Origin of the sequence: Micromonospora sp. NPDC047730, from assembly GCF_043204765.1 — a bacterium.
Lineage (GTDB): Bacteria > Actinomycetota > Actinomycetes > Mycobacteriales > Micromonosporaceae > Micromonospora.
Map to the genome: position 1 here is coordinate 1 of NZ_JBIDCU010000023.1, position 21,306 is coordinate 21,306.

9 protein-coding genes and 2 pseudogenes are annotated in these 21,306 nt (G+C 71.5%); 7 read left to right on the forward strand and 4 right to left on the reverse strand.

The genetic code is table 11. The annotated features are described in order from the left end of the window. Positions 1 to 252: 252 nt before the first annotated feature. Positions 253 to 626 (reverse strand): annotated as a pseudogene (locus tag ACGF5G_RS31815) (transposase); the annotation flags it as partial. A 93-nt stretch (positions 627 to 719) separates the two neighbouring features. Here ACGF5G_RS31815 and ACGF5G_RS31820 point away from each other — a divergent pair. The 4 genes from ACGF5G_RS31820 (at position 720) to ACGF5G_RS31835 (ending at position 4,493) form a co-directional block, all read left to right on the forward strand. Further along, positions 720 to 1,742 (forward strand): ABC transporter substrate-binding protein, encoded by a 1,023-nt coding sequence (locus ACGF5G_RS31820; RefSeq protein ID WP_393269675.1) that lies wholly within the window; start codon positions 720 to 722, stop codon positions 1,740 to 1,742. Continuing rightward, positions 1,739 to 2,542, forward strand: coding sequence for a class I SAM-dependent methyltransferase (locus ACGF5G_RS31825; protein WP_393269678.1), 804 nt, complete (start codon positions 1,739 to 1,741; stop codon positions 2,540 to 2,542). The genes ACGF5G_RS31820 and ACGF5G_RS31825 overlap by 4 nt, the downstream gene beginning before the upstream one ends. Next, positions 2,539 to 3,645, forward strand: coding sequence for a FecCD family ABC transporter permease (locus ACGF5G_RS31830; protein ID WP_393269680.1), 1,107 nt, complete (start codon positions 2,539 to 2,541; stop codon positions 3,643 to 3,645). Before ACGF5G_RS31825 ends, ACGF5G_RS31830 begins: the two co-directional genes overlap by 4 nt. A gap of 122 nt (positions 3,646 to 3,767) precedes the next feature. Next, positions 3,768 to 4,493: an ABC transporter ATP-binding protein gene (locus tag ACGF5G_RS31835; RefSeq protein ID WP_393269683.1), complete on the forward strand. Its 726-nt coding sequence runs from the start codon at positions 3,768 to 3,770 to the stop codon at positions 4,491 to 4,493. Here the strand turns inward: ACGF5G_RS31835 and ACGF5G_RS31840 are convergent. After that, positions 4,393 to 5,270: pseudogene (locus ACGF5G_RS31840) on the reverse strand (4'-phosphopantetheinyl transferase). The gene ACGF5G_RS31835 and the pseudogene ACGF5G_RS31840 sit on opposite strands and share 101 nt — an antisense overlap. A gap of 111 nt (positions 5,271 to 5,381) precedes the next feature. On the opposite strand from ACGF5G_RS31840, the gene ACGF5G_RS31845 reads away from it, so the two are divergent. Then, a complete protein-coding gene (locus ACGF5G_RS31845) occupies positions 5,382 to 7,352 on the forward strand; it encodes a phosphopantetheine-binding protein (protein WP_393269685.1) in 1,971 nt (656 codons plus the stop codon). Continuing rightward, entirely contained in the window at positions 7,349 to 8,422 is a 1,074-nt protein-coding gene (locus ACGF5G_RS31850; protein ID WP_393269687.1) for a saccharopine dehydrogenase NADP-binding domain-containing protein, read from the forward strand. The genes ACGF5G_RS31845 and ACGF5G_RS31850 overlap by 4 nt, the downstream gene beginning before the upstream one ends. Positions 8,423 to 8,440: 18 nt before the next feature. Here the strand turns inward: ACGF5G_RS31850 and ACGF5G_RS31855 are convergent, their stop codons facing one another. Continuing rightward, a complete protein-coding gene (locus ACGF5G_RS31855; RefSeq protein WP_393269690.1) occupies positions 8,441 to 10,870 on the reverse strand; it encodes a methyltransferase in 2,430 nt (809 codons plus the stop codon). A gap of 19 nt (positions 10,871 to 10,889) precedes the next feature. Next, complete coding sequence (locus tag ACGF5G_RS31860; RefSeq protein WP_393269692.1) at positions 10,890 to 17,291, reverse strand: SDR family NAD(P)-dependent oxidoreductase; 6,402 nt, start codon at positions 17,289 to 17,291, stop codon at positions 10,890 to 10,892. A gap of 154 nt (positions 17,292 to 17,445) precedes the next feature. On the opposite strand from ACGF5G_RS31860, the gene ACGF5G_RS31865 reads away from it, so the two are divergent. Further along, positions 17,446 to 21,306 carry an amino acid adenylation domain-containing protein gene (locus tag ACGF5G_RS31865; protein ID WP_393269695.1) on the forward strand — a complete coding sequence of 1,287 codons (3,861 nt, stop codon included), beginning with the start codon at positions 17,446 to 17,448 and terminating at the stop codon, positions 21,304 to 21,306.

A 21,306-nucleotide genomic window follows, 5' to 3' on the forward strand; every position in this document is an offset into this window, starting at 1 on the left:
CCACAAGTTGCCGCTCACAATTCCCCGCCGTCACCTCAGCCGCCACCACCCCTTCCACCAGGTACGGCACGTTGGCCGCACGCTTCCAGGGCCAGTATCGACCCCGAAACCCTCGACTGGCCACCCGCCATCCCCGACGAACAGGATCAGCGAGAGAAAAGCTGGACGGTGCCAGCCACGGCCGCGCCGCCGAAGATGTAGAGGTCCGCGGCAGGGATGGGGGCCGCCTCCAGACCTGCTCTAGGCCTCGTTTCAGGAGCGGGGTAGCCACTCGTTGATCGCTGCGACGTGCACGGTGGCCTCGTAGCGGACGGCGAGCTTGTCGTACCGAGTCGCTACCCCGCGGTGCCGCTTAAGCCGGTTGATGCCAACTCCACCGCGTGACGCTGCTGGTAGGTCACCGGGTCAAACACCGGCGGCCGGCCGCCCTTGGAACCCTTCTTCCGCCGGCTGGCCGCCTGGTCGACCTTGATCGGAATGGTCGCCTTGATACCCCGACGACGCAGGTACTCACGGTTGGCCCGCGAACTGTAGGCCTTGTCCGCCAGCACCCGATTCGGACGGGTACGCGGCCTGCCACCGTCGGGCCTGGGCACCCGGATACCGGCCAGCACCGGGACGAACTGGCCACGGCGCCGTGCCGTTCGCAAGGTGCTTCCGTGTACGTCGGTGCCCCTACCTGCCGATTCCTCGACGAGCCACTGCTACTCTTCCCGGTCATGAAAACGGTTTTTATTACCGCTGGACTGTGTGTGGTGTTGGCCGCCACCGGCTGTTCCGGTAGCGAGGCCGCCACACCGAGCGGTCCGACCGGTCCGGCCAGCCCGGTCCAGCTGACCAACTGCGGGCTTCCCCTCGGCATCGGCGCGCCGCCCAAGCGTTCGATAACGCTGGAACAGAACGCCACCGAGATCATGCTCAGCCTCGGTCTCGCCGACCGGATGGTCGGCACCAGCTACCAGACCGACCCGGTGCTGCCCCAGTTGCGGTCGGCGTACGAACAGGTGCCGGTACTGGCCAAGCTGTACCCGTCGCGGGAAGCGGTCCGAGCGGCGAACCCGGACTTCGTCTACTCGACCTACTCGTCCGCATACGCCCCGGACGCCGCCGGCTCCCGCGCCGACCTGGTCAAGCTCGGCGTGCCCGCGTACCTCTCCCCATTCGCCTGCGAGAACGCGGCGGACGCGGTCCCGACGGTGAGCTTCGACAGGATCTTCAGCGAGATCCGCGACATCGCGACCGTCTTCGACGTACCGGAGCGGGGTGAGAAGCTGATCCGCGAACAGCAGGGCCGGCTGGACACCGCCGGGCAGCGGGTCCACACGGCTGTGCCGAGCGCTACCGGACAGCCAGGCTCAGGCCCCTCCCTGCTCTGGTACTACTCCGGCACCACCACTCCGTACGTGGCCGGGCACGGAGGCGTACCGGACGCGGTCAGCTCGCTTCTCGGAGCTCGCAACGCGTTCACCGATGTCAGCCAGAAGTGGCCCGCCGGCAACTGGGAGGAGATCGCCAGACGCAACCCGGATGTGATCGTGGTGGCCGACCTGACCCGGGGCGGCGACGGCGACAGCGCCCAGTCGAAGATCGACTTTCTGCGCCGCAACCCGGTGACGTCCAAGCTGGACGCGGTGGCCGGCGGACGGATCATCACGGTGTCCGGATCGTCGATGGATCCGTCGATCCGCAGCGTCGAGGCGGCCGAACTGGTCGCCGCGGGCCTGCGCGGGTTCGTCCGATGACCGCGCGGGATACCGCCGACGCCGGCGTGCGGGCCGCCGGGGCGCTGGATCAGGCGGCCGCCCGGCGCCTGCTCCAGCTCTGGGACAACCAGCAGTCCGCGTACGTGGCCCACCGTGACCTGCGGTTCGAGGCGATGTTCGACGTGCTGCGGCTGCACTGCCCGGACGACCTGACGATCCTGGACCTGGCCTGCGGTCCCGGCGCGATCAGCGACCGGGTACTGGCCGGCTTCCCGCAGGCCGCCGCTGTCGCGGTCGACTACGACCCGATGCTGCTGACGGTGGCCCAGGGTGCGCTCGATCGGTACGGCTCCCGGGCCGAGGTGCGCGACGTGGACCTGGCGACCGAGGACTGGGAGAAGGCGCTGGCCGGGAGGAGGATCGACGCCGTACTCAGCTCGACCGCGCTGCACTGGCTCTCACCGGCACAGCTGCTGCGCGTCTACACCGCCGCCGCTCGGCTGCTGCCGGCCGGTGGTGTGCTGCTGAACGCGGACCACCTCCGGTACGACGGGTCGGCTCCCACGCTGAGCGACATCGCCCGCCGGCACGACGAGCGAGTGCAAGAGGAGACGTTCGCCGCCGGCGCGCTCAACTACTCCGACTGGTACGCCGAGGCGGCCCGTCATCCGGAACTGGCGGGACTGGCCGCCGAGCGGGAACGGCGGTTCGCCGACCGGCCGCCGCAGGCCCTGGCCCCGCTGGAGTTTCACCTCGCGGCACTGCGTACGGCAGGCTTCGCCGAGGTCGGCACCGTCTGGCAGTACCTCGACGACTACGTGGTGTTCGCCCGCCGATGAGCCCACCGGTCGCACCATCCCTCGCCCCGGCACCCGATTCCGGTGCCGGGGCGAGGCGAGCCTCGTTCACCCCTGCCGGCACCTGGCGGCCGGGTGGCCGGTACGTCCTGCCGCTGGCCGTGTTCCTGTTGCTCACCAGCATCGCGGCAGCGGTCGCCGTGGGCTCGGCCGATCTCTCCGCCGCCGACGTACTGCGTTCCGTGGGCACCCATCTGGGCCTGCCGGCCCGCCCGCTGCTGCCGCTGCCGGACAGCATCGTGTGGGACCTGCGGCTGCCCCGGGTGCTGCTGGCCGCGTTGGTCGGTGCCGGCCTGGCCGTGTGCGGCGCGGTGCTGCAGGCGCTGACCCGTAACCCGCTGGCCGACCCGTTCCTGCTCGGCGTCTCCTCCGGCGCCTCCACCGGCGCGGTGGCGGTGCTGGTGCTCGGAATCCACGTCGGCGCAAGCCCCGTCGGCCTGACCACCGGCGCGTTCGCCGGCAGCCTGGCCGCGTTCGGCGCGGTGCTGCTGCTGGCAGGTCGACGAGCCGTCGAGCCGACCCGCATCGTGCTCGCCGGGGTGGCCGTCTCACAGCTGTTCAATGCGGTGACCAGCCTGATCGTGATCTCCGACGCGCACACCCAGGACACCCGCAGCGTGACATTCTGGCTGCTCGGTTCGCTGACCGCGGCCTCATGGCCGGCGGTGGCGCTGTGCGCCGTGGTGACCGGCGTTGGCCTGCTGGTCTGTTGGGCCGCCGCGACGGCGCTGGACGCCTTCGCGTTCGGCACCGACACCGCACGATCGCTCGGCTTCTCCACCGGGCGAACCCGGCTGCTGCTGTTCGGCGTCACCGCGTTGGTGGCGGCCACGCTGGTCGCGGCGAGCGGGGCGATCGGGTTCGTCGGATTGACGGTGCCGCACGCGGTACGGTTCATGATCGGTTCCGGGCACCGCACGCTGCTACCCGCCTGCGCGGTCACCGGCGCGACCTTCCTGATCTGGGCGGACACCGCGGCGCGGACCGTGTTCTCGCCGCAGGAACTGCCGGTGGGTGTGCTCACCGCACTGCTCGGCGTGCCGGTGTTCGCCCTGGTCATGCTGCGCCGGACGGCTACGCCGTGACCGGCTGGGAGCCCACCGGCGGCGGGCGGGCAACCCGAGACGGCCGGGACGGCCGCGGGCACGTCACGGGCCCGCGTCCGGCTCTGCTGCGCGCGGACCAGATCGGATGGGGCGTAGCCGGCGTGCGGATTCTGGCCGAGGTGGCGCTCACCGCCGAGCCGGGTGCCACGGTCGGACTGCTCGGGCCGAACGGCTCAGGCAAGTCGAGCCTGCTGCGGCTGCTGGCCGGGCTGGCGCGACCCGACTCCGGGCTGGTGCTCCTCGACGACGTCGCGTTGAGCGCGCTGTCTCGGCGCGCACTGTCCCGGCGGATCGCGGTGGTCACCCAGCAGGCGGTCACCGACGTGGAGATGTCCGCCCTGGAGGTGGTCCTGTTGGGCCGAATCCCGTACCGCCCACGTCTCGCCGGTGTCGCCGCTGCCGATGTGGCCCTGGCCCGGCACGCGCTCGCCGAGGCCGGTCTGGCCGGGTTCGAGCAGCGGCGCTGGTCCACCCTGTCAGGTGGGGAGCGGCAGCGAGTGGACCTGGCCCGCGCCCTGGTTCAGGAGCCGGACCTGCTGCTGCTCGACGAGCCGACGAACCACCTGGACATCCGGCACCAGCTGGACCTGTTGCAGTTCCTCTCGGAGTCGGCGACCACCGTCGTGGTGACCCTGCACGATCTCAACCTGGCCGCACAGTACTGCGACCGGCTGGTGCTGTTGCACGCCGGCCGAGTGGTCGCGGCGGGTGCGCCCGCCGAGGTGCTCACCGCAGACCGGATCGCGCAGGCATACCGGGTACGGGCGGACGTCGACACGGCGGCTGACGGCCGGCCCCGGGTCCGCTACCGCCGGCCCGGCTCCTGATCCGTCTCAGGCTGTCGTAGGTGGCTAAAGGATCGTCGCCGTGACTGGTTGGATCTACAACGATCGCCCTGAAGGCGTGCGGTTCCTGGCCGAGCGGATCGCGGATCCGGGCCGTGGGGAGATTGAGAACGAGATCTGGGACTGGGTCGTGCGTGGCGAGGACGACGCCGACGAGTTCGTGGATTCCCTTGACGAGGACGAGCAGCGCCACGGCGCCACCGACGAGGAGCTCAGGGCGGCGTACGACAAGGCGTTGGCCGCTCGGCGGGCGCAGCAGCGTGGGTGGGGTGAGGTGCGGAGCAACCTCGCCCGCGCCTTCCTTGATCTCCTCCTTAGCGCTGAACAGGACGCGACCCCAGTGCACCCGCGGCACGGCGACCTCCAGTTCCCGCAGACGCGCCCGTTCGGCGGGGCCTGTCACCGACTCCTCGACGTCGCCAGGCAGCGAGGCGTGCGGTTCGGCGTCGATACCGAGTCCCGCCAGGGCCGTCCGTGGGGCCACCGCAGCCGCCCGGTAGCCGGAGCAGTGCGTGATGCTACCCACGATGCCGGGCGGCCAGAGCGGCTCGCGGCACGGCCCCGATGTGAGCGGTGCGGCCGCATGCCCCAGTTGTTCCAGGCCTGCCGGGCACAGCGGCGGGCTGTGACGAACTCCCGTCGCCGACTGTCGAGCGCACCGGCGATCAGGTCCTCCTCGCCGGGGAACGGCTCTTCGCCCAGGATGTCCTCGAACTGTTCCACCACCGCCACTGATACCGGGACCAGGGACGTGATCACCGACCACCGTCCACATCATCCACGCTATCGAAAATGACATTCATGCCGGTGTACGCTACGTCCTGTCTCCGTGCCCGCCCAATACGCACCCGACCCACGAGGAGCCTCTCGATGTCACTCGGCACCCTCGCCCCCCAGGGCGATCCCGTCCCGGCCCTCACCGAAATCTGGTCGGAACTGCTCGGCGTGCCCTCGCGCACCATCGAGCCCGAGGTGTCGTTCCTGCGTCTGGGCGGAGACTCGGTCCTGGCGGTCCGCATGGCCGCACTCATCCGCAAACGCCTGGGCGTGGTGCTCGCGCTGGCCGATGTGGGTGCCGAGTCGACGGTGTCGGAGCTGGCCGGGCTCGTAGGCAGAAGGTCAGCCGGCGGCACCGCGGCCCGGGCGTTGCCGGTCGACCTGCGGCGGCGTGCCGACAAGGCGAGCCCGTTCGCGCTACTTCCCCTGCAACAGGGATACTTCGTCGGCCAGCAGGGCGGCTGGGAGCTGTCGTACGAGTCCGCGCACTTCTACAGCGATGTCGCGTTGCGGAACATGGACAGCGACGAGGCCGCTGAAGCCCTCGCCGACGCCCTGCGGCGCCTCGCCGAGCACCAGCCGATGCTGCGGGCCCGGGTCACCTCCGACGGCATGCAGCACATCCTGCCGCTCGACGCCCCCGCGGCCGTCCCCGAGCCGCAGGTGTACGACCTGCGCAACGCATCGATCGAGACAGCGTCCGAGAGTCTGGCCCGGCTGCGCGCGGAAATGATCGCGAACGGGCCCGACCCGACCCACAGTCCCGGACTCGACGTCCGGCTGACACTGCTGCCCGACGGCAGGGGCCGGCTCCACACGAACATGAGCCTGCTGTTGTTCGACGGATGGTCCGCCACGCTGCTCAACCGGGAACTGCTCGAACTGAGCGCCGACTGGAACGCCGTGCCCGCCCCGCTGGACATGGACTTCGACGACTACGTCGCGTCGGTGCAGGCCCTCCCCCAGAGTGATGCCTGGGCCGGCGACCGCGACTGGTGGTGGTCGCGCCTGGACACCCTGCCGCAGCCCCCGGCGCTGCCGCTGGCAGCCGACCCCCGGGAGGTCCGTGCCACGACGATGGCCAACCGGGAGCAGTACCTGTCGCCCGGCCGCTGGGCCGCGCTGCGCGACCGGTGCGCCGCGCACGACGTCACCCCGTCGACCGCGATGTTCACCGCCTTCGCGATCACCATCGCCCGGTGGGCCGGCCACCACCGCCTCCTGCTGAACTCCCTGCAGCTCAACCGGCTGCCGCTGCATCCCGACGTGCATCGCGTCTTCGGGGCCTTCGCCTCGACCATGCTGCTGCCCACCGAACTCGCACCCGGCTCGACGTTCACGCAACTGGTCACCCAGGCACAACGGCGGTTCACCGAGTATTCCGGGCACGCACTGGTGACCGGTGTCGAGGTGTCCCGGGAGCTCGGCCGGCGGCGCGGCACCCATCGGCCGGTCGCCCCGGTGGTGTTCCAGAGCACGCTCGGCATGGACGCCGCCATGGGCGCTCAGCAGCCCGACGCCGCCGGGCCGTTGGGTGAGCTGGGCATGGACGACTTCTTCCATCAGCTGCGTACCCCCCAGGTGGCGCTGGAAGCCCGGTTCTACGAGCTACGGGGATCGCTGGCCATCGTGTTCTCGCTGGTGGAAGAGCTGTTCGACGCCGCGCAGGTGGACGCCGCCTACGCCGAACTGGTGGCGCTGGTCGGCAGCCTCGCCGACGGCGAGGGCTGGGACCGGCCGGTCGACCTACCCACGGAGCCGGACAGCGACCGGACCGGCCTGCGGCTGGGGCAGTACGCCGACGACCGTCCCGGTGCCGCCGACGGCCCGCCCGCAACCGAACTCGAGCAGACGATCGCCATGCTGTGGGAAGAACTGCTGGACACGCCGGTGCTCGACCGCAGCGCCAGCTTCTTCGATCTCGGCGGCGACTCCCTGCTCGCCGTACGGGCCCTGGCCGGGCTGGCCAAGGAGGCGGGAGTCACCGTGCCGGTGCGCGACTTCCTCGCCGACCCCACGGTGGCCGGGCTGGCCGCGGTTAGCCGCGCGGGTGCCGCGCGATGACGGGCTCCGTCGGCGTGCTCGGTGGTGCCGGCACGGTCGGCCGGACCGCCGTCGAACGGCTGCGTGGCTTCGGGCTCCCCGTCCGGGTCGGTGGGCGTGATCTCGACCGGGCCGGCGAGGTCGCCGAGGCGAACGGATCGACTGCTGTGCGCGTCGACCTGTTCGATGACGCCTCGCTCGAGGCGTTCTGCGCGGGCTGCTCGGTGGTGCTCAACTGTGCCGGGCCGTCGTACCGGATTCTCGACCGGGTCGCTCGGGCTGCCCTGTCAGCAGGTGCGGGCTACGTGGACGCGGCGGGTGACTTGGTGGCGGTGGAGGCTCTCACCCAGGATCCACCGGCCGGTCTTTCGCAGCACGCGGCTGTCTTCTCCGCCGGGCTGATGCCCGGCCTCTCCGGGCTCCTGCCACGGCTGCTGCTGGACGGCAGCCCGGTGGCCCGCCTCGACGTGTATGTCGGCGGGTCGGTGGAGATCAGCGCGGCTTCCGCAGTGGACGCGCTGCTGACCCGGGGGCCGAAGTTCGGGCACGCGCTGGCGGTGTGGCGCGACGGACAGGTGGCGCAGCACAGCCTGGCGCCGCTGCGTTCCATCACGCTGCCCGGCTTCCACGGGCGGGTGCACGCCGTACCGTTCCTGTCCACCGAGATGATCGGTCTGGCGTCGGCGGCCGGGCTTTCCGAACTGCGCAACTACACCGTGTACGCGACGGACAACCTGCCGCGGGCCTTCGCGACCGCGTGGGCCGACGACGACGAGTCGCCGGAGGCGCACGCTGCCGCGATCGTGCAGGCGGCGCGGCGCGATGTCGAGGACCACGGACGTCACTACGCGGTTTTGGCGTACGCCCGTCCGCCGGCCGGGTCCGGCCTGGTGCCTCGTCGGGTGCTGCTGAGGACACCGGACTCGTACCCGCTCAGCGGGGTGGTGGCGGCCATCGCGGCACGCGAGGTGGCCGCCGGTGCCGTCGCACCCGGCGCGCACTATGCCTCGGAGGCATTGAACCCCCAAACGGTCGCCAGAGAGTTGGCGGGCGACCCCTGGGTCAGCGAGCTGGCCCTGCCCTCTCGCTGACTGGCGCGCAGGTCGTACTCAGGTGGTGGCGGCGAAGAGTTGGACGCCGACCGGATGCAACGGATGGTCCGGGCCGGGAACGGAGACGATCTGGCTGAAGCCGGCGTCGTCCAGCTCGGCCCGCCACTGCGTCTCGTCGAGGAAGATCTGGCCGGTTCCCGCCCGCCTGTCCCGGTCACCCGGCCGCTGCCCGCCCGGCCGGGCCGACATCAGGAACTGCATGGACGTCAGGATCTGGTGCATCTCGCGCGTGGTCTCCACGAACAGGAGCACACCACCGGGCTGCAGCAGGCGCCGGAAACCGCGCAGGGTTGCGGCGATGTCGACGGCGTTGTGCAGCACGTTGGCGGCGAGCACGACATCGAGTGTGCCCTCGCCGACGTCCTGCGCGAGGATGTCCGTGTTGATGTCGAACCGCCCGTACCGTAGGCCGGCGCGGTCGGCGAACCGGCGCCGGGCGTCGGTGAGGAAGAACGCCGAGACATCGGTGAACAGGTAGTCCAGGGGAGTCTCGCGCAGCGCGTCGAGGACGTCCACGGTGGTACCGCCGACCCCGGCCCCCACTTCCAGAACCCGTAGCGGCCGGTCGGCGGGACGCCATTGCGCTGCCCAGCGCAACGCTTCGGCCGTGGCGGCGTTGACGTAACGGTTGACGGCGTTGTCCCGGTAGGCGCCTTCGGCGGTGCCGGTCTCGCCGTCTGCGAACAGCAGCGCCTGCAGGCTGACCTCGTCACGCAACAGTGCGGGCAGGTACTGCACCGCGGTCTGGAAGAACCGGGTGAGTTCGGGCGGGTAGTGCAGGCCCCGGCGAGCGTCGTCGATGCCGTCGACGGCCGCGACCAGAGCCGTCCGTCCCGGTGCACGCAGATCGTGGTAGCGGTGACCGTCGGTGCTGAGCATGCCGGCATCAACGAGAACCGCGAGCCAGCGGCGCATGATCCATTGATGTCTCGGCGCGATGGCCAGCGCGGCCGCGATCTTCTCCTCGTCGTCGCCGGACGGTCCGGTGCACAGGTCCGCGCCGGCAAGGGTGTCGGCCATGGCCAGCCGGGCGATGCGGTCGAGCTCCTGGAGAAAGACCGGCAGACGCTCGGCGTCGTGCGGGTCGACCGCACGGGCGGCAGCGGCCGCGATGCGATCGGCCGGAACGCCACGGTCGACGGTGAGCCGCAGTCCCCGCGTATTGGCGCCCGCCTGCCGGAGCATCGCCCGCGTGGCCTCGCCGACGCGGCGGCGTACGAAGGCGGTGAACGGCTCATGGGCGCGGCCGGGCGCGGAAGCGACCGAGGTGAAGGCAGCGGCCGCGGGAGCGACGAGCGCGAGAGCGGCAGGATCGGACTGGTCCAGCACCACCGCGACGTCGGCTCCGGCCAGAGCGGTACGCAGCTGGTGAGCGGTGACGGCGTCGGCGGCGTTCACCAGGAGCCGGTTGGGGATGCCGCCGATGCGGATCGGCCGGCCCTCGGCGATCATCGCGCGGGCATCGTCCATTCCGGCCCAGTTATGGGCGGCGGGCGGGACGCAGGCGTCGGCCGCTTCGACGTGGAGGACCGCGTCGAAGCGGTAGCGGGTCAACTCGGTGTCGGCGGTCATGGTCTTCGGATAGGCGGCGATGCGCACGTCGCGGCCGCTGCCCATCGCGGCGCGGGCGAGTACGGCGGGGTCGAAGTTGAGTTCGTCGTCGCGGTCGGCTCGGGCTCGGGCGCGCTCGGTGATCACGGAGTCGGTCGCCTCCGGGTCGGCGGCGCGTTCCAGCCAGCGGCAGTAGGCGTCCAGCAGACCGGCGTGCCGGTTGTCGCCCACGATCACCACCCCGCCGGGTGCGACGAGCCGGACCGCGTCCTGCACCACCCGGCTGAGATAGGCGACATCGGGGAAGCACTGCGTGACGGAGTTGACGAGGACGCAGTCCGGTCCGGCGGTGGGGACACCGGCCCGGTCGAGGGCCCGCCGCACCTGCCCGGAACTCGACTCGTGTGCGCCGGCGCTGAGGAAGACCTGCCCCGGCCTGGCCCGCTGCTCGTGCCGGCGCACCATGTCCTCAGCGACGTCGGTGCCGACATAGCCGGCCAGGTGCGGGTACAGCCGGTCGGCGAGCAGCCCGGTTCCGCAGCCCAGCTCCAGGACGTGCCGTGGCCGCGTGGCGAGCACCAGTTCGACGGTGCGCTCGACCCATTCGGTCATGTGCGCGACGGGCAGCGGCTCCCCGGTGTCGGAGGCGCGCCATCCCGCCAGGGTGTCACCGGTGCCCGCTCCCGCCGCGTACGTGTAGTCGTACACCTCGGCCCAGTGATCCAGGTATTCGCGTACCAGCGGCCCCAGGCCGGGCCGGACCGCGGTGGCTTCGGGCCGCAGCCGGATCTGCAAGCCGGTGCCGTCGTGGGCTGCGGCGGCGATCCACGGGTGGGCGTGCAGCCGGTCCAGGGCGGCGGTCATCTCCGGGGACACGTACGGCTCCGTTCGGTGGTCATGACAGGTGGCGGGCGAGGGCGGTGTTGAGTACGCGTGCGACAGCGGTGAGTGCCGGCTCGCGCATCAGGGAGTAGTGGTCGGCGTCGACACCGATCACCTCGGGAGGCATGGCGAGACTGGTGGACCAGCCCAGGTCGGTCAACCCGGGTGGGGTGTCGTCGACGCCCATGCCGATGCCCGAGTTGCGGGTGGCCCTGCGATCGGCTCTGACCAGCAGGGTGTGGGTCCGCTCGTCGCCGTGGAAGCCCGGCCGGTGCTGGGCGAGACTATGCAGGTGCCGGCCGAAGACCGCGACACGGGAACGGGGATCCTCACGGGTGCCGAGGAGCCGGTGCTGCCGGAGCCGGTCCGTCGCCTCCTGCCAGCGTTGCTCGGCCGGTACGCTCAGGAAGGCGTTCAACGCGTCGGTCGTACCCATGCCGAGGTCGATGTCGAGGTAAGCCTCCAGCGCTCCCAGGTGCCGGGCGAGCACTAGAGTCTCCGCCGTCTCGGGCTCGCCGGGGACCGCCGTGATGTAGGTGGGGTCGTTGGAGTCCAGCATCACCAGCAGCGCGACATGCTGGCCCTGGCTGTGCAGGGTCCGGGCCATCTCCTGGCCCAGGCTGCCGCCCATCGACCAGCCGCCGAGCAGGTACGGGCCGTCGGGCTGGACGGAACGCAGGACATCGACGTAGAGGCGCGCCAGAGCGGGCAGCTCGGTGGGCGCCTCGCCGCCGGACAGGCCAGGATCGGTCAGGCCGACGACGGTGACCCGCTCGTCGAGCCGCTGGCCGAGGTCGGCGTAGCAGGTCACGTCGCCGCCGGAGGGATGGACGAGGAACAGCGTCGGACCGGATCCGGTTCCGGCACGCAAAGTAATCGCCACGTCCCCGACCGGCAGCGCCGGGGTGGCGCTTACGGCCTCGCTGCGCCAGGCTGCCGGGTCCGTCAGGCTGCGCAGCCGGCTCAGGTAACGGTCGAACATGCGGTCGACCTCGGCCGGCGGCAGCACCGGCTCCAGCGCATCCCACTGGACCAGTAGCTGACCGTGATGCTCCAGAACCTGATGGTCGAGCACGGTCTGGGGGGTCTGGCTCAGGGCGGACACCTGCCGGCCCGCCCACTCCAGGTCACGGTCGCCGCCGATGACGTCGTCCAGTCCGAGCGCACTGGTGAACACGACCGGTACGGAGGTGAGCGCACCGGTCTGCGCGGACTTCTCCGCCAGCAGGTCGAGGGCGGAGAAGAGCCGATGGTCCAGATCGGTGAACAGTCGGCGGTGCACTCGGCCGGCGTGTTCGGCGAAGCTGCCGGCTGCACGCCGGTCCACCTCGTGCAGCAGCAGCGAGGTGAAGTCACCGACCACGCTGTCCATCGCCGGATGCAGCGGCGGGCGGTCGAACAGAGTCAGCGTGACGGCGAAGTGTTCCTCGCCGCTCCACTGGGCGAGCAGTTCGCCGTACGCGGTGAGAAGGGCGGCTGTCGGGGTGACGCCGTTGGCGGCGGCGTTACGGCGGAAGGCGGCCCACTGCTGCGCGTCGAGCCGGCCCGTATGCCGCTCGAACCGGCCGCCGGTCTCGATACCGGAGACCGGCAAAGTGGGTGCGCCGGGCAGGCCGGGCAGCCGGTCGCGCCAATAGCCGGCAGCCCGCGTCCACTCGGGGGTGTCGCGGCGTGCCGCCAGAGCTCGCACGCAACCGGCAAAGGTGATCGGCACCTCCGGCAGGGCCTGATCGGGATCCGCGTAGTAGTGACGCAGGTCCCGGTCGATGATCCAGTAGCTGCCGGCGTCGCAGACGAGGACGTCGATGCCGAGAAATAGACGAACGCCACCGCCCGGCAGCCGGGCCGCGCGGATCTGGACCAGCGGCCACCGATCGGACGGACCGGGTCGGCGGAAGACCTGCTCGCGCAGGGCGGCGAGCCGTTCGGCGCGTTTCTGCTCACCGGCCTGGGTCAGATCCACCGGGCGGATGCGGTAGGAGGGCACCTGTTCCAGTTGCCGCAGCCGACCCTGACCGGTCGTGATGGTGCGCAGCATCGCGTGCCGGGCGATGACGAGGTTCCACGCCTGCTCGTAGCGGTCGAGATCGAGGTCCGGGCAGTCGTACTCCAGAGCGAAGTGACAGGCGGTGTCGCCGAAGCGGTAACCCCCGGTGCGGCCCGTCCAGTAGGCGTGCTGCACACGGGTCATGGCGAAGGTGCCGTCCGGGTCCGGTCCACCGGTCACCGTCGTGGCCGGATCCCGCTCTGCAGCCGGTTGCGCGCTGCCGATCGTCCCGGCCAGACCGGCGACAGTCGGACGGGCGAGCAGGTCCCGCAAGCTCAGCCGGACCCGGTACCGTTCTCCCAGGTCGGCGAGCATACGGGTGGCCAGCAGCGAGTGTCCGCCCAGAGCGAAGAAGTCGCTGTCGCCGTCGGTGACCGAGGCGCCGAACAGGTCGGACCAGGCTGCCGCCACGACCGCTTCGACGCCGGTGAGGTCACTGGTGACGTCGTCGTGCCGGTGTGCGGTCGTCCGGTCCGCGGCACGCATCCGGGTGCGCAGGTCGGTAGTGGAGACCGCCACGACCGGCGGCACGGTGCCGGCCGTCGCGGCGCTCAGGATCGCGTCGAGGGCGTGCATGCCGGTGGCGGCGTCGAGCGCGAAGGTCAGGTTGACCTCGCGTTCACTGCCCAGCGGCCCCACCTTCCAGGCGTCCCAGACCACGCTGACCCAGCGGGTGTCACCGATGGGCGGCTGTTGCGCGAGGGCGTCGAGGAAGCCGTTCGAGGCACAGTAGGGCCCGGTGCCGATGCCTCCGACGAGCGTGCCGGCCGACGACATGAGCACAACATGGCGGGGACGCTGCTGCGGCGGCAGGTCCTCGATCGCGGCCCGCAGGGCCAGTGCTCCCCGGGCTTTCGCCCGGAGGTGGCCGTCCACGTGTTCGGGGCCGATGCGGCGCATTGGTGCCAATTCTTCGGTGGCCACCACGCCCGCGGCATGCACCACGAGGTCGAGGGTGGACTGCGAGCTCACGTCGGCCAGCAGCACGCCGGTGGCGCCGGGGTCGGCGGCGTCGAGCACCTGCACGGACACGTCGTGCCCGCGCTGGACGAGGTGGTGCACCGCGTCCTTGCGGTCGCCGGAACGGGAGGTGATCACGACCCTCATTCCCTGCCCGGCCAGGTGCGCTGCGATGGTGACGCCGACATCGCCGAGGCCGCCGATGATCAGCGCGGCCGTGCCGGGTCGCGCGGCCGGGGCGGAGGAGAGTGCGGGCCAGGGTGCCAGGCCGCTCACCCACCGCTGGGAGTTACGGACGGCGGTCTGGATTCCGGTGGATCCCCCTCGCAGGTCGGCGAGTTCGGCGATCACCGCCGGCGCGTGGGTCCGCAGGTCGGTGACGTCGACGGTGCGCCACGACAGTCCGGGCGTCTCCTGGGCGAGGACCCGGGGCAGGGACCGTACCGCCGCGGCGCCGGGCGCGGGCACGTCCGGGCTCTCGACGCGGCATCCGTTCACCGTCACCTGGAGCAGGAAAGCGGGTGGCGGATCGAGCGCGGCGACCCGGCCGTACCGGAGGATCTCCTCACGGGTCTGCTCGGGTGTCCGGGCGTCACCGGTGACGATCACCACGCCGTCGACCGCTTTGGCCGGATCGTCGAGGCCGACGACTTCGGCGTCGCGGGCACGCAGCGCCGCGCCGATGACATCTCCGGGGTCACCGGTCACCAGCCAGCGCCCGCCCAGACTCGGTACGGCGGGCAGCGGCGGCTCCTGCCGCCAGAGCGGTACCTGAACAAGCTCGCTGGTCTGTGGCTCCGTCGTCTGCGGCTCGGGGTCGATCCACAGGCGGCGTCGCTGGAAGGCGTACCCGGGTGCGACGACCCGCCGCCGCCCCGGCCGGTGCATGGCGGTGAAGTCGACGAGCACGCCGTGGCTCCACAGTTCGCCGGCGGCCAGGCGTGCCGACGCCAGGTCGGACAGTTCGCCGTCCGACGGGTACGTGGTGACGGTGGCCTTCAGGTGCGCAGGGCCGTGGCTGCGGGCGGCAGCGACAAGGGCCGCCCCGGGGCCGACCTGGATCACCACGGTCGGCGTCGGCTCCGCCGTCGCGGCGGTGAGCGCGGCGGAGAAACGCACCGGCTCACGCAACTGGCGGACCCAGTGCTCCGGATCGGCGAGGTCTTCGCCGACCATCGTGCCGGTCAAGGAGCTGACGGTGGGCACGATGGGCCGCCCGGCGCGCACCGACCGCGCGGCCGCCCGCATGTCCGGCAGCGCCGGGTCGATCAGCCGCGAATGCGCGGCGGACCTCAGTGGTAGCCGGGCCGGCGCGATCCCCCTGCGGCCGAGAACGGCGACCAGATCCTCCACAGCGCCGGCCGGCCCGGAGACCACGCAGGATTGTGGAGCATTCACTGCGGCTAGGTCGAGATCGGGGTGTTCGCGCAGCAGAGCTGTCACATCGGATTCGGACAGTGGGACGGACAGCATCGCTCCGCCGCCCGCGGCTCCGGCCAGCGCGCGGGATCGCACCGCGACGAGGGTCACGGCGTCGGGCAACGTCAGTGCCCCGGAGACGACCGCGGCAGCGTACTCGCCGAGGCTGTGGCCGAGCAGGACGTCCGGGTGGATGCCCCAGGATTCGAGCAGCCGGGCGGTGGCGACCGAGACGGTGAACAGGGCGGGCAGCCCCACGACGGCCGACTCGGCCGTCGTCTCGTCACCTCCGGTGATCAACGTGGTGACGTCGGTGCCGAGGTGGTCGCGGAACAGTTTCGCGCACTCCTGCACGCACGAGGCGAACACCGGCTCGTCGGCGTACAACTGCGCGGCCATGCCCGCGTACTGGCTGCCGCCGCCAGGGAAGAGGAACACGAGGCGCGGCGCGCCGTCGGTGCGCACCGCAGCGGTACGCCGCGGCGTGATTCCGGGGCCCGCGACGACCGCCTGCCGGTACGGGTGGTACTTGCGACCGTGTTGCAGGGTGTGCGCGATGTCGGGCAGATCTGCCGACGGCACCTCGCGTGCGGTGGCGTCGAGGGCGGCCGGTTCGTACGCCGAGTAGAGCAGGATCTGGGGCCGGTCGTCCGGCGAGGTGGCCGTCCGGTCGGGCGCCGGGCCAAGCACGACGTGCGCGTTGGTGCCGCCGATGCCGAACGAGCTGACACCCGCGTAGGGCGGGGCATCCCACGGTCGGGTGCGGGTGACCACCGCGAACGGTGAGCCGTCCAGCCCGAGCTGGTCGTTGATCGGATCGGCGTGCAGCGAGGCGGGCAGTGTCCGGTGATGCAACGCGAGCACCGTCTTGATGAACGACGCGATACCGGCGGCCGCGTTGGCGTGACCGATGTTGCTCTTGACAGAGCCGAGCCCGCACCATGCCGTGGTCCGGATGCCGTCGTGGCCGAATGCCTTGCGCAGGGCGGCGACCTCGATCGGATCGCCCAGGCGGGTGCCGGTGCCGTGGGCCTCGACGTATCCGACCTGCGACGGTTCGATGCCCGCGACGGCAAGGGCTTCCGCGATCACCCGGGCCTGCCCGCGCAGCGACGGGGCGGTGAAGCCGACCTTGTCGGCGCCGTCGTTGTTGACCGCGCTGCCGTGCAGAACCGCGAGGACGGGATCACCGTCGGCGAGCGCGTCGTAGAGTCGGCGCAGCACCACCGCACCCACACCCTGGCTGTAGACGATGCCGGTGCCGTCGGCGGAGAAGGGCCGGACCCGCCCGTCGACGGCGAAGATGCCTTCCGGCACATACCGGTAGCCGTGACCCTGCGGGACGATCAGCGAAGCGGCGCCCGCGACGGCCATGTCGCATTCGCCGGCCAGCAGGGACTGGGCGGCCACGTGGACGGCGACCAGCGAGGTGGAGCAGGTCGTGGTGATGTTCATCGCCGGCCCGGTCAGGCCCAGCCGGTAGGCCGTCTGCAGAGGTAGGTAGTCGGCCTGGGTGGCGATGGCGGTCTGCAGGCTGCCGAGGGGATCGGGCCCGCCGCCGGTCGGATCCCAGCGACCGGCGAGGTTGGCCGTGAGATAGGCACTCTGGGCCGTTCCTGCGAAGACACCGACCGCCTCGATGCCGGCGCCGCCGCCGTGCCCGCTGCGTTCTAGCGCCTCCCAGGCGGTCTCGAGGAAGAGCCGGTGCTGCGGGTCGGTGAGGGCCGCTTCGGCATCGGTGAGCCCGAAGGGGGACGGATCGAACAGTTCCTGGCCGTCGATGATCCCGCCGACCGGCACGTAGTCCTTGCGCCGACGCATGCCCAGAGGCACGCCTCGGTCGGCGAGTTCCTCGTCGGGGAACCGGGTGAGGCCTTCGCGCGCGTCCCGCAGCAGCTCCCAGAAGCGGTCGGCGTTCGGTGCACCGGGGAAGCGCCCGGCGACGGCGGTCACCGCAAGGGCGGGGTGGGACGGCGAAGGGGGCGTCATCGCGCTCCTCGATGGTTGGCCGGAAGGGGCTCATCCGTTATACATGAGAATGACAACCATTTCCATCGACGCGGTCCACTATCGACCGAGCCTACTGGAAATCGTTGTCGTTTTCATGTTGTACTACTCGCTCCGAGTCCTGGGGAGGAGCCGCATGACGGCCTCGCACACACCGCCGATCGACCGAGTGGACGAGGTGACCGCATGCCTCGCGGAGAGCCTCGACCTCGACCCGGCCGACATCGATCCCGGCCGCAAGCTCACCGAGCTGGGACTGGACTCGTTCGCCGCGGTCCGATTGCGGCGCAGGCTGCTGGACGAACTCGGTGTGGATCTGCCTCTGACCACATTCCTCAACGGCGCGACACCCGGCACCGTCACCGCGGCCGTGCTCGCCGCACCGTCCGGCGACGGGCCGGCGGAGACCGTCCCCACGACCGCTTCCGCTGCCGCCGCCGGGACCGAGCCCTTCCCGCTCACCGCGCTGCAGACGGCATACCTGCTCGGCCGCGATCCGTCACTGCCACTGGGCGGCGTGGCCACGTACTTCTACTTCGAGTACGACCGGCGACCCGGCGGCGACGCGGAGGCCGACGTCCGCGCTCTGACGGACGGATGGAACCGCCTGGTGGCCCGCCACCCGATGCTGCGGCTGGTCATCGACGAGGAGGCCCGCCAACGGGTGCTCCCCAGCGAGCTGCGCTACGAGATCCCGGTCACCGACTTGCGCACCGCCCCGCCCACAGACGCCGAACGGACCCTGGCGGACATGCGTACCGCGCTGTCCCATCGACCACACGCGGTGGACCGCTGGCCGTTGTTCGACATCCGCGCCGCGTTACTGCCGGACGGCCGCACCCGGTTGTTCGTCGGCATGGACATCATCGCCTTCGACATGGCCGGCTGGATGCAGCTCATGCGCGAATGGGGTCAGGCGACCACCGATCCGAACCTGCTGGCGGCGCCACCGGTCACCACTTTCGCGGCCCTGCTCGCCTACCGGGAGCAGGATCCTGCCGAAGCCGCACGCCGCGAGCGTGACCGCGCGTACTGGCAGAGCCGGGCGGACCGGCTCCCGCCTGGCCCGGCACTGCCCTGGAGCGCGACCGCGGAGAAGCTGGGTGTCCCGCACTTCACCCGGCATGCCGCGGCCCTGACCGCCGGCGAGTGGTCGCGGCTGCGGAGCCGGGCGAGCAGGCACGGAGTCTCCGCCACCGCCGTGCTGCTGGCCGCCCTGGCGTCGATCCTCGGCCGCTGGGGCGCGACCGACCCGTTCTGTGTGAACACCACGCTGTTCGACCGGCCGCAGGACGACGATCGCCTGCGCACGGTGGTGGGCGACTTCACCACCACCGTGCTCACCGAGTGCGCCCCCCTCGACCCGTCCGGAGACGGCGGGTTCGCCGGCTACGCCGCCGCGGTCAACCACCGGTTCTGGTCCGACCTGGAGCACCGTTCCGTCTCGGCCGTCGAGGCGCTCCGAGGTCGCGGAAACGCCGGGCTCGTCCCCGCATATCCCGTCGTGTTCACCAGCGGGGTCGGACTGGCCGCCACGACCGAGCCCCCGACCGCCTGGCTGGGTGAGGAGGTCTTCGGAGTCTCACAGACCCCGCAGATCTTCGTCGACCACATCGTCTGGGAGGATGGCGACCGGCTGCGCATCGCCTGGGACGTCGTCGACGGATGCCTGCCCGACGGCTTCGCCACCGGTATCCGCGACGCCCACCTGCGACTGCTGCGCCGGCTGGCCGACGACGAGCAGGCCTGGACCGATCCGGCCTTCGGCTGGGACCCGTCCTTCCGGCCGGACGAGGCACTGGACGTCAGCCCGTTCGGCGGCGACTGCGGGCCGCTGATCGACGATCCGCTGCGGGCGAACGCCGGCCGAGCACCACAGGACGTCGCCCTCATACACGGGGACGACGTCGTTACCCATGGCGAACTGGACGCACGAGCCCGCGCCACCGCTGCCCTGCTCGCCGGACACGGGCTGGGACCGAGTGACATGGTGGCGGTGGCCGCTCCAAAGGGCGCCGCACAGATCGCCGCTACACTCGGCATCACCGCCTCCGGCGCCGGCTATGTCCCGGTCGAACCGTCCTGGCCGGCGGCACGGATCGCCTCCGTCTGTGCGCAGGCCGACATCAAGCATGCGCTGGTCACCGGCATGACCTCGGCACAGTGGCCGGACACCGTACAAATTCACGCCATCGACGACGGCGCGCCGGACGGCGACGAGGCCGCCGCAGAGCCACGCGCGCCGCGCCCGGGAGATCTGGCGTACGCCATCTTCACCTCCGGCTCCACCGGGCGGCCCAAGGGTGTGGCGGTCGAGCATCGCCAGGCCCGTACGACACTCGACGACATGGCCGACCGCTTCCCTCTGGAGGCGGGCGACCGGGTGCTCGCGCTGTCGGCACTGTCGTTCGACCTGTCGGTCTACGACGTGTTCGGTGTACTCGGCGCCGGTGGGGCGATGGTGCTACCCGACCCCGACCGCCAGCGCGACCCCGGCCATTGGCTGGAACTGATGGACCGGCATCGGGTGTCGGTGTGGAACACCGCACCGGCACTGCTGGAGATGCTCGTCGAGTACGCCGAGATCGACCCCGGCGCTGCGGCCTCGGCCATGTCCTCACTGCGCCTGGTACTCCTCTCCGGCGACTGGATCCCGGTGACGCTGCCCGACAGAGTGCGGGTGCTCGCGCCACAGGCCCGGATCATCAGCTTGGGCGGCGCGACCGAGGCGTCCATCTGGTCCATCTGCCATCCGATCGAAGAAGTCGACCCGGCGTGGCGCAGCATCCCCTACGGGCGGGCGCTACGCGGACAGTCCTTCCATATCCTCGACGGCGACGGGCGGCCCTGCCCGGTCGGTGAGGCCGGCGAGCTGTACATCGGTGGCGACGGGGTGGCGGCCGGCTATCTCGGTGACCCGGAACAGACCGCACAACGGTTCACCACCCACCCGGTCCTGCGCCGCCGCACCTACCGCACCGGCGACCTCGGCCGCTGGCGCTACGACGGGACGATCGAGTTCCTCGGCCGCGTCGACCGGCAGGTCAAGATCCGCGGCCACCGCATCGAGCTCGGCGAGATCGAAGCCGTGCTCAGCCGCGCACCCGGCGTACGACGCTGTGTGGCCCGGTCCGTGCCGGGACCGGACGGCGGCGCCCGACTCGTCGCCTATGTGGCCACCGGCGACGATGCGTCACCTCTGGCCGAGGACGTCTTGGTGGCCCGCCTACGCGAGCACCTGCCCGAGTACATGATCCCCAGCCGCTTCGTGCAACTGGCGGCGCTGCCCGTGACGGTAAACGGCAAGGTCGACCACGACCGGCTGGGCAACCCCTTCCGCAACGACCCGCCTTTTCACCAGCCCCCTGCCGTCCCGGCGACCACGTCCGCACCGCCGCAGGTCGCGGCTCCGGCGGACCCGGACGACCTGACCGGACTGCTCGTCGACGCCGCCCGTTCGGGGCTCGACGTCCGCGTCAGCGTGCGCCCGGGCCGACTGGACGTCGTCTCGGCCCTGCGGGCGGCCACCGAACTGGCCGTAGCGGTCCGGCCGTCGAACGGCTCCTACGAGGTGGTGCCGGACCTCGACGGCGAAGCCGTTCTCGGACTCCGGATCATCGCCGAGCCGGTGATCCGTACCGAGGAGCCCACCACGCCCATCGGCACGTCCGACTCGGACATCGAGAACAGCGTGGCCGCCGTGTTCGGCGAACTGATGGACTGCACCGTCGATGTCACCAGGCCATTCTTCGACCTCGGGGCGACCTCGCTGACGCTGCTGCGAGCACACCGGCGGCTCAGCGACCGCCTCGGCGTGCCACTGGCGATGGTCGACCTGTTCGCCCATCCGACCGTCCGCGACCTGGCCCGGCTGATCGCCGGCCGCCGCGCTCCGGTACCACCGGCCACCGCGAACCCGCCCGCAACGACGCCAGCACGAGACCGGGCGGCAGGACGGCTAGCGGCGCGCGCCGCCGCGGCACGCACCACGCTCTGA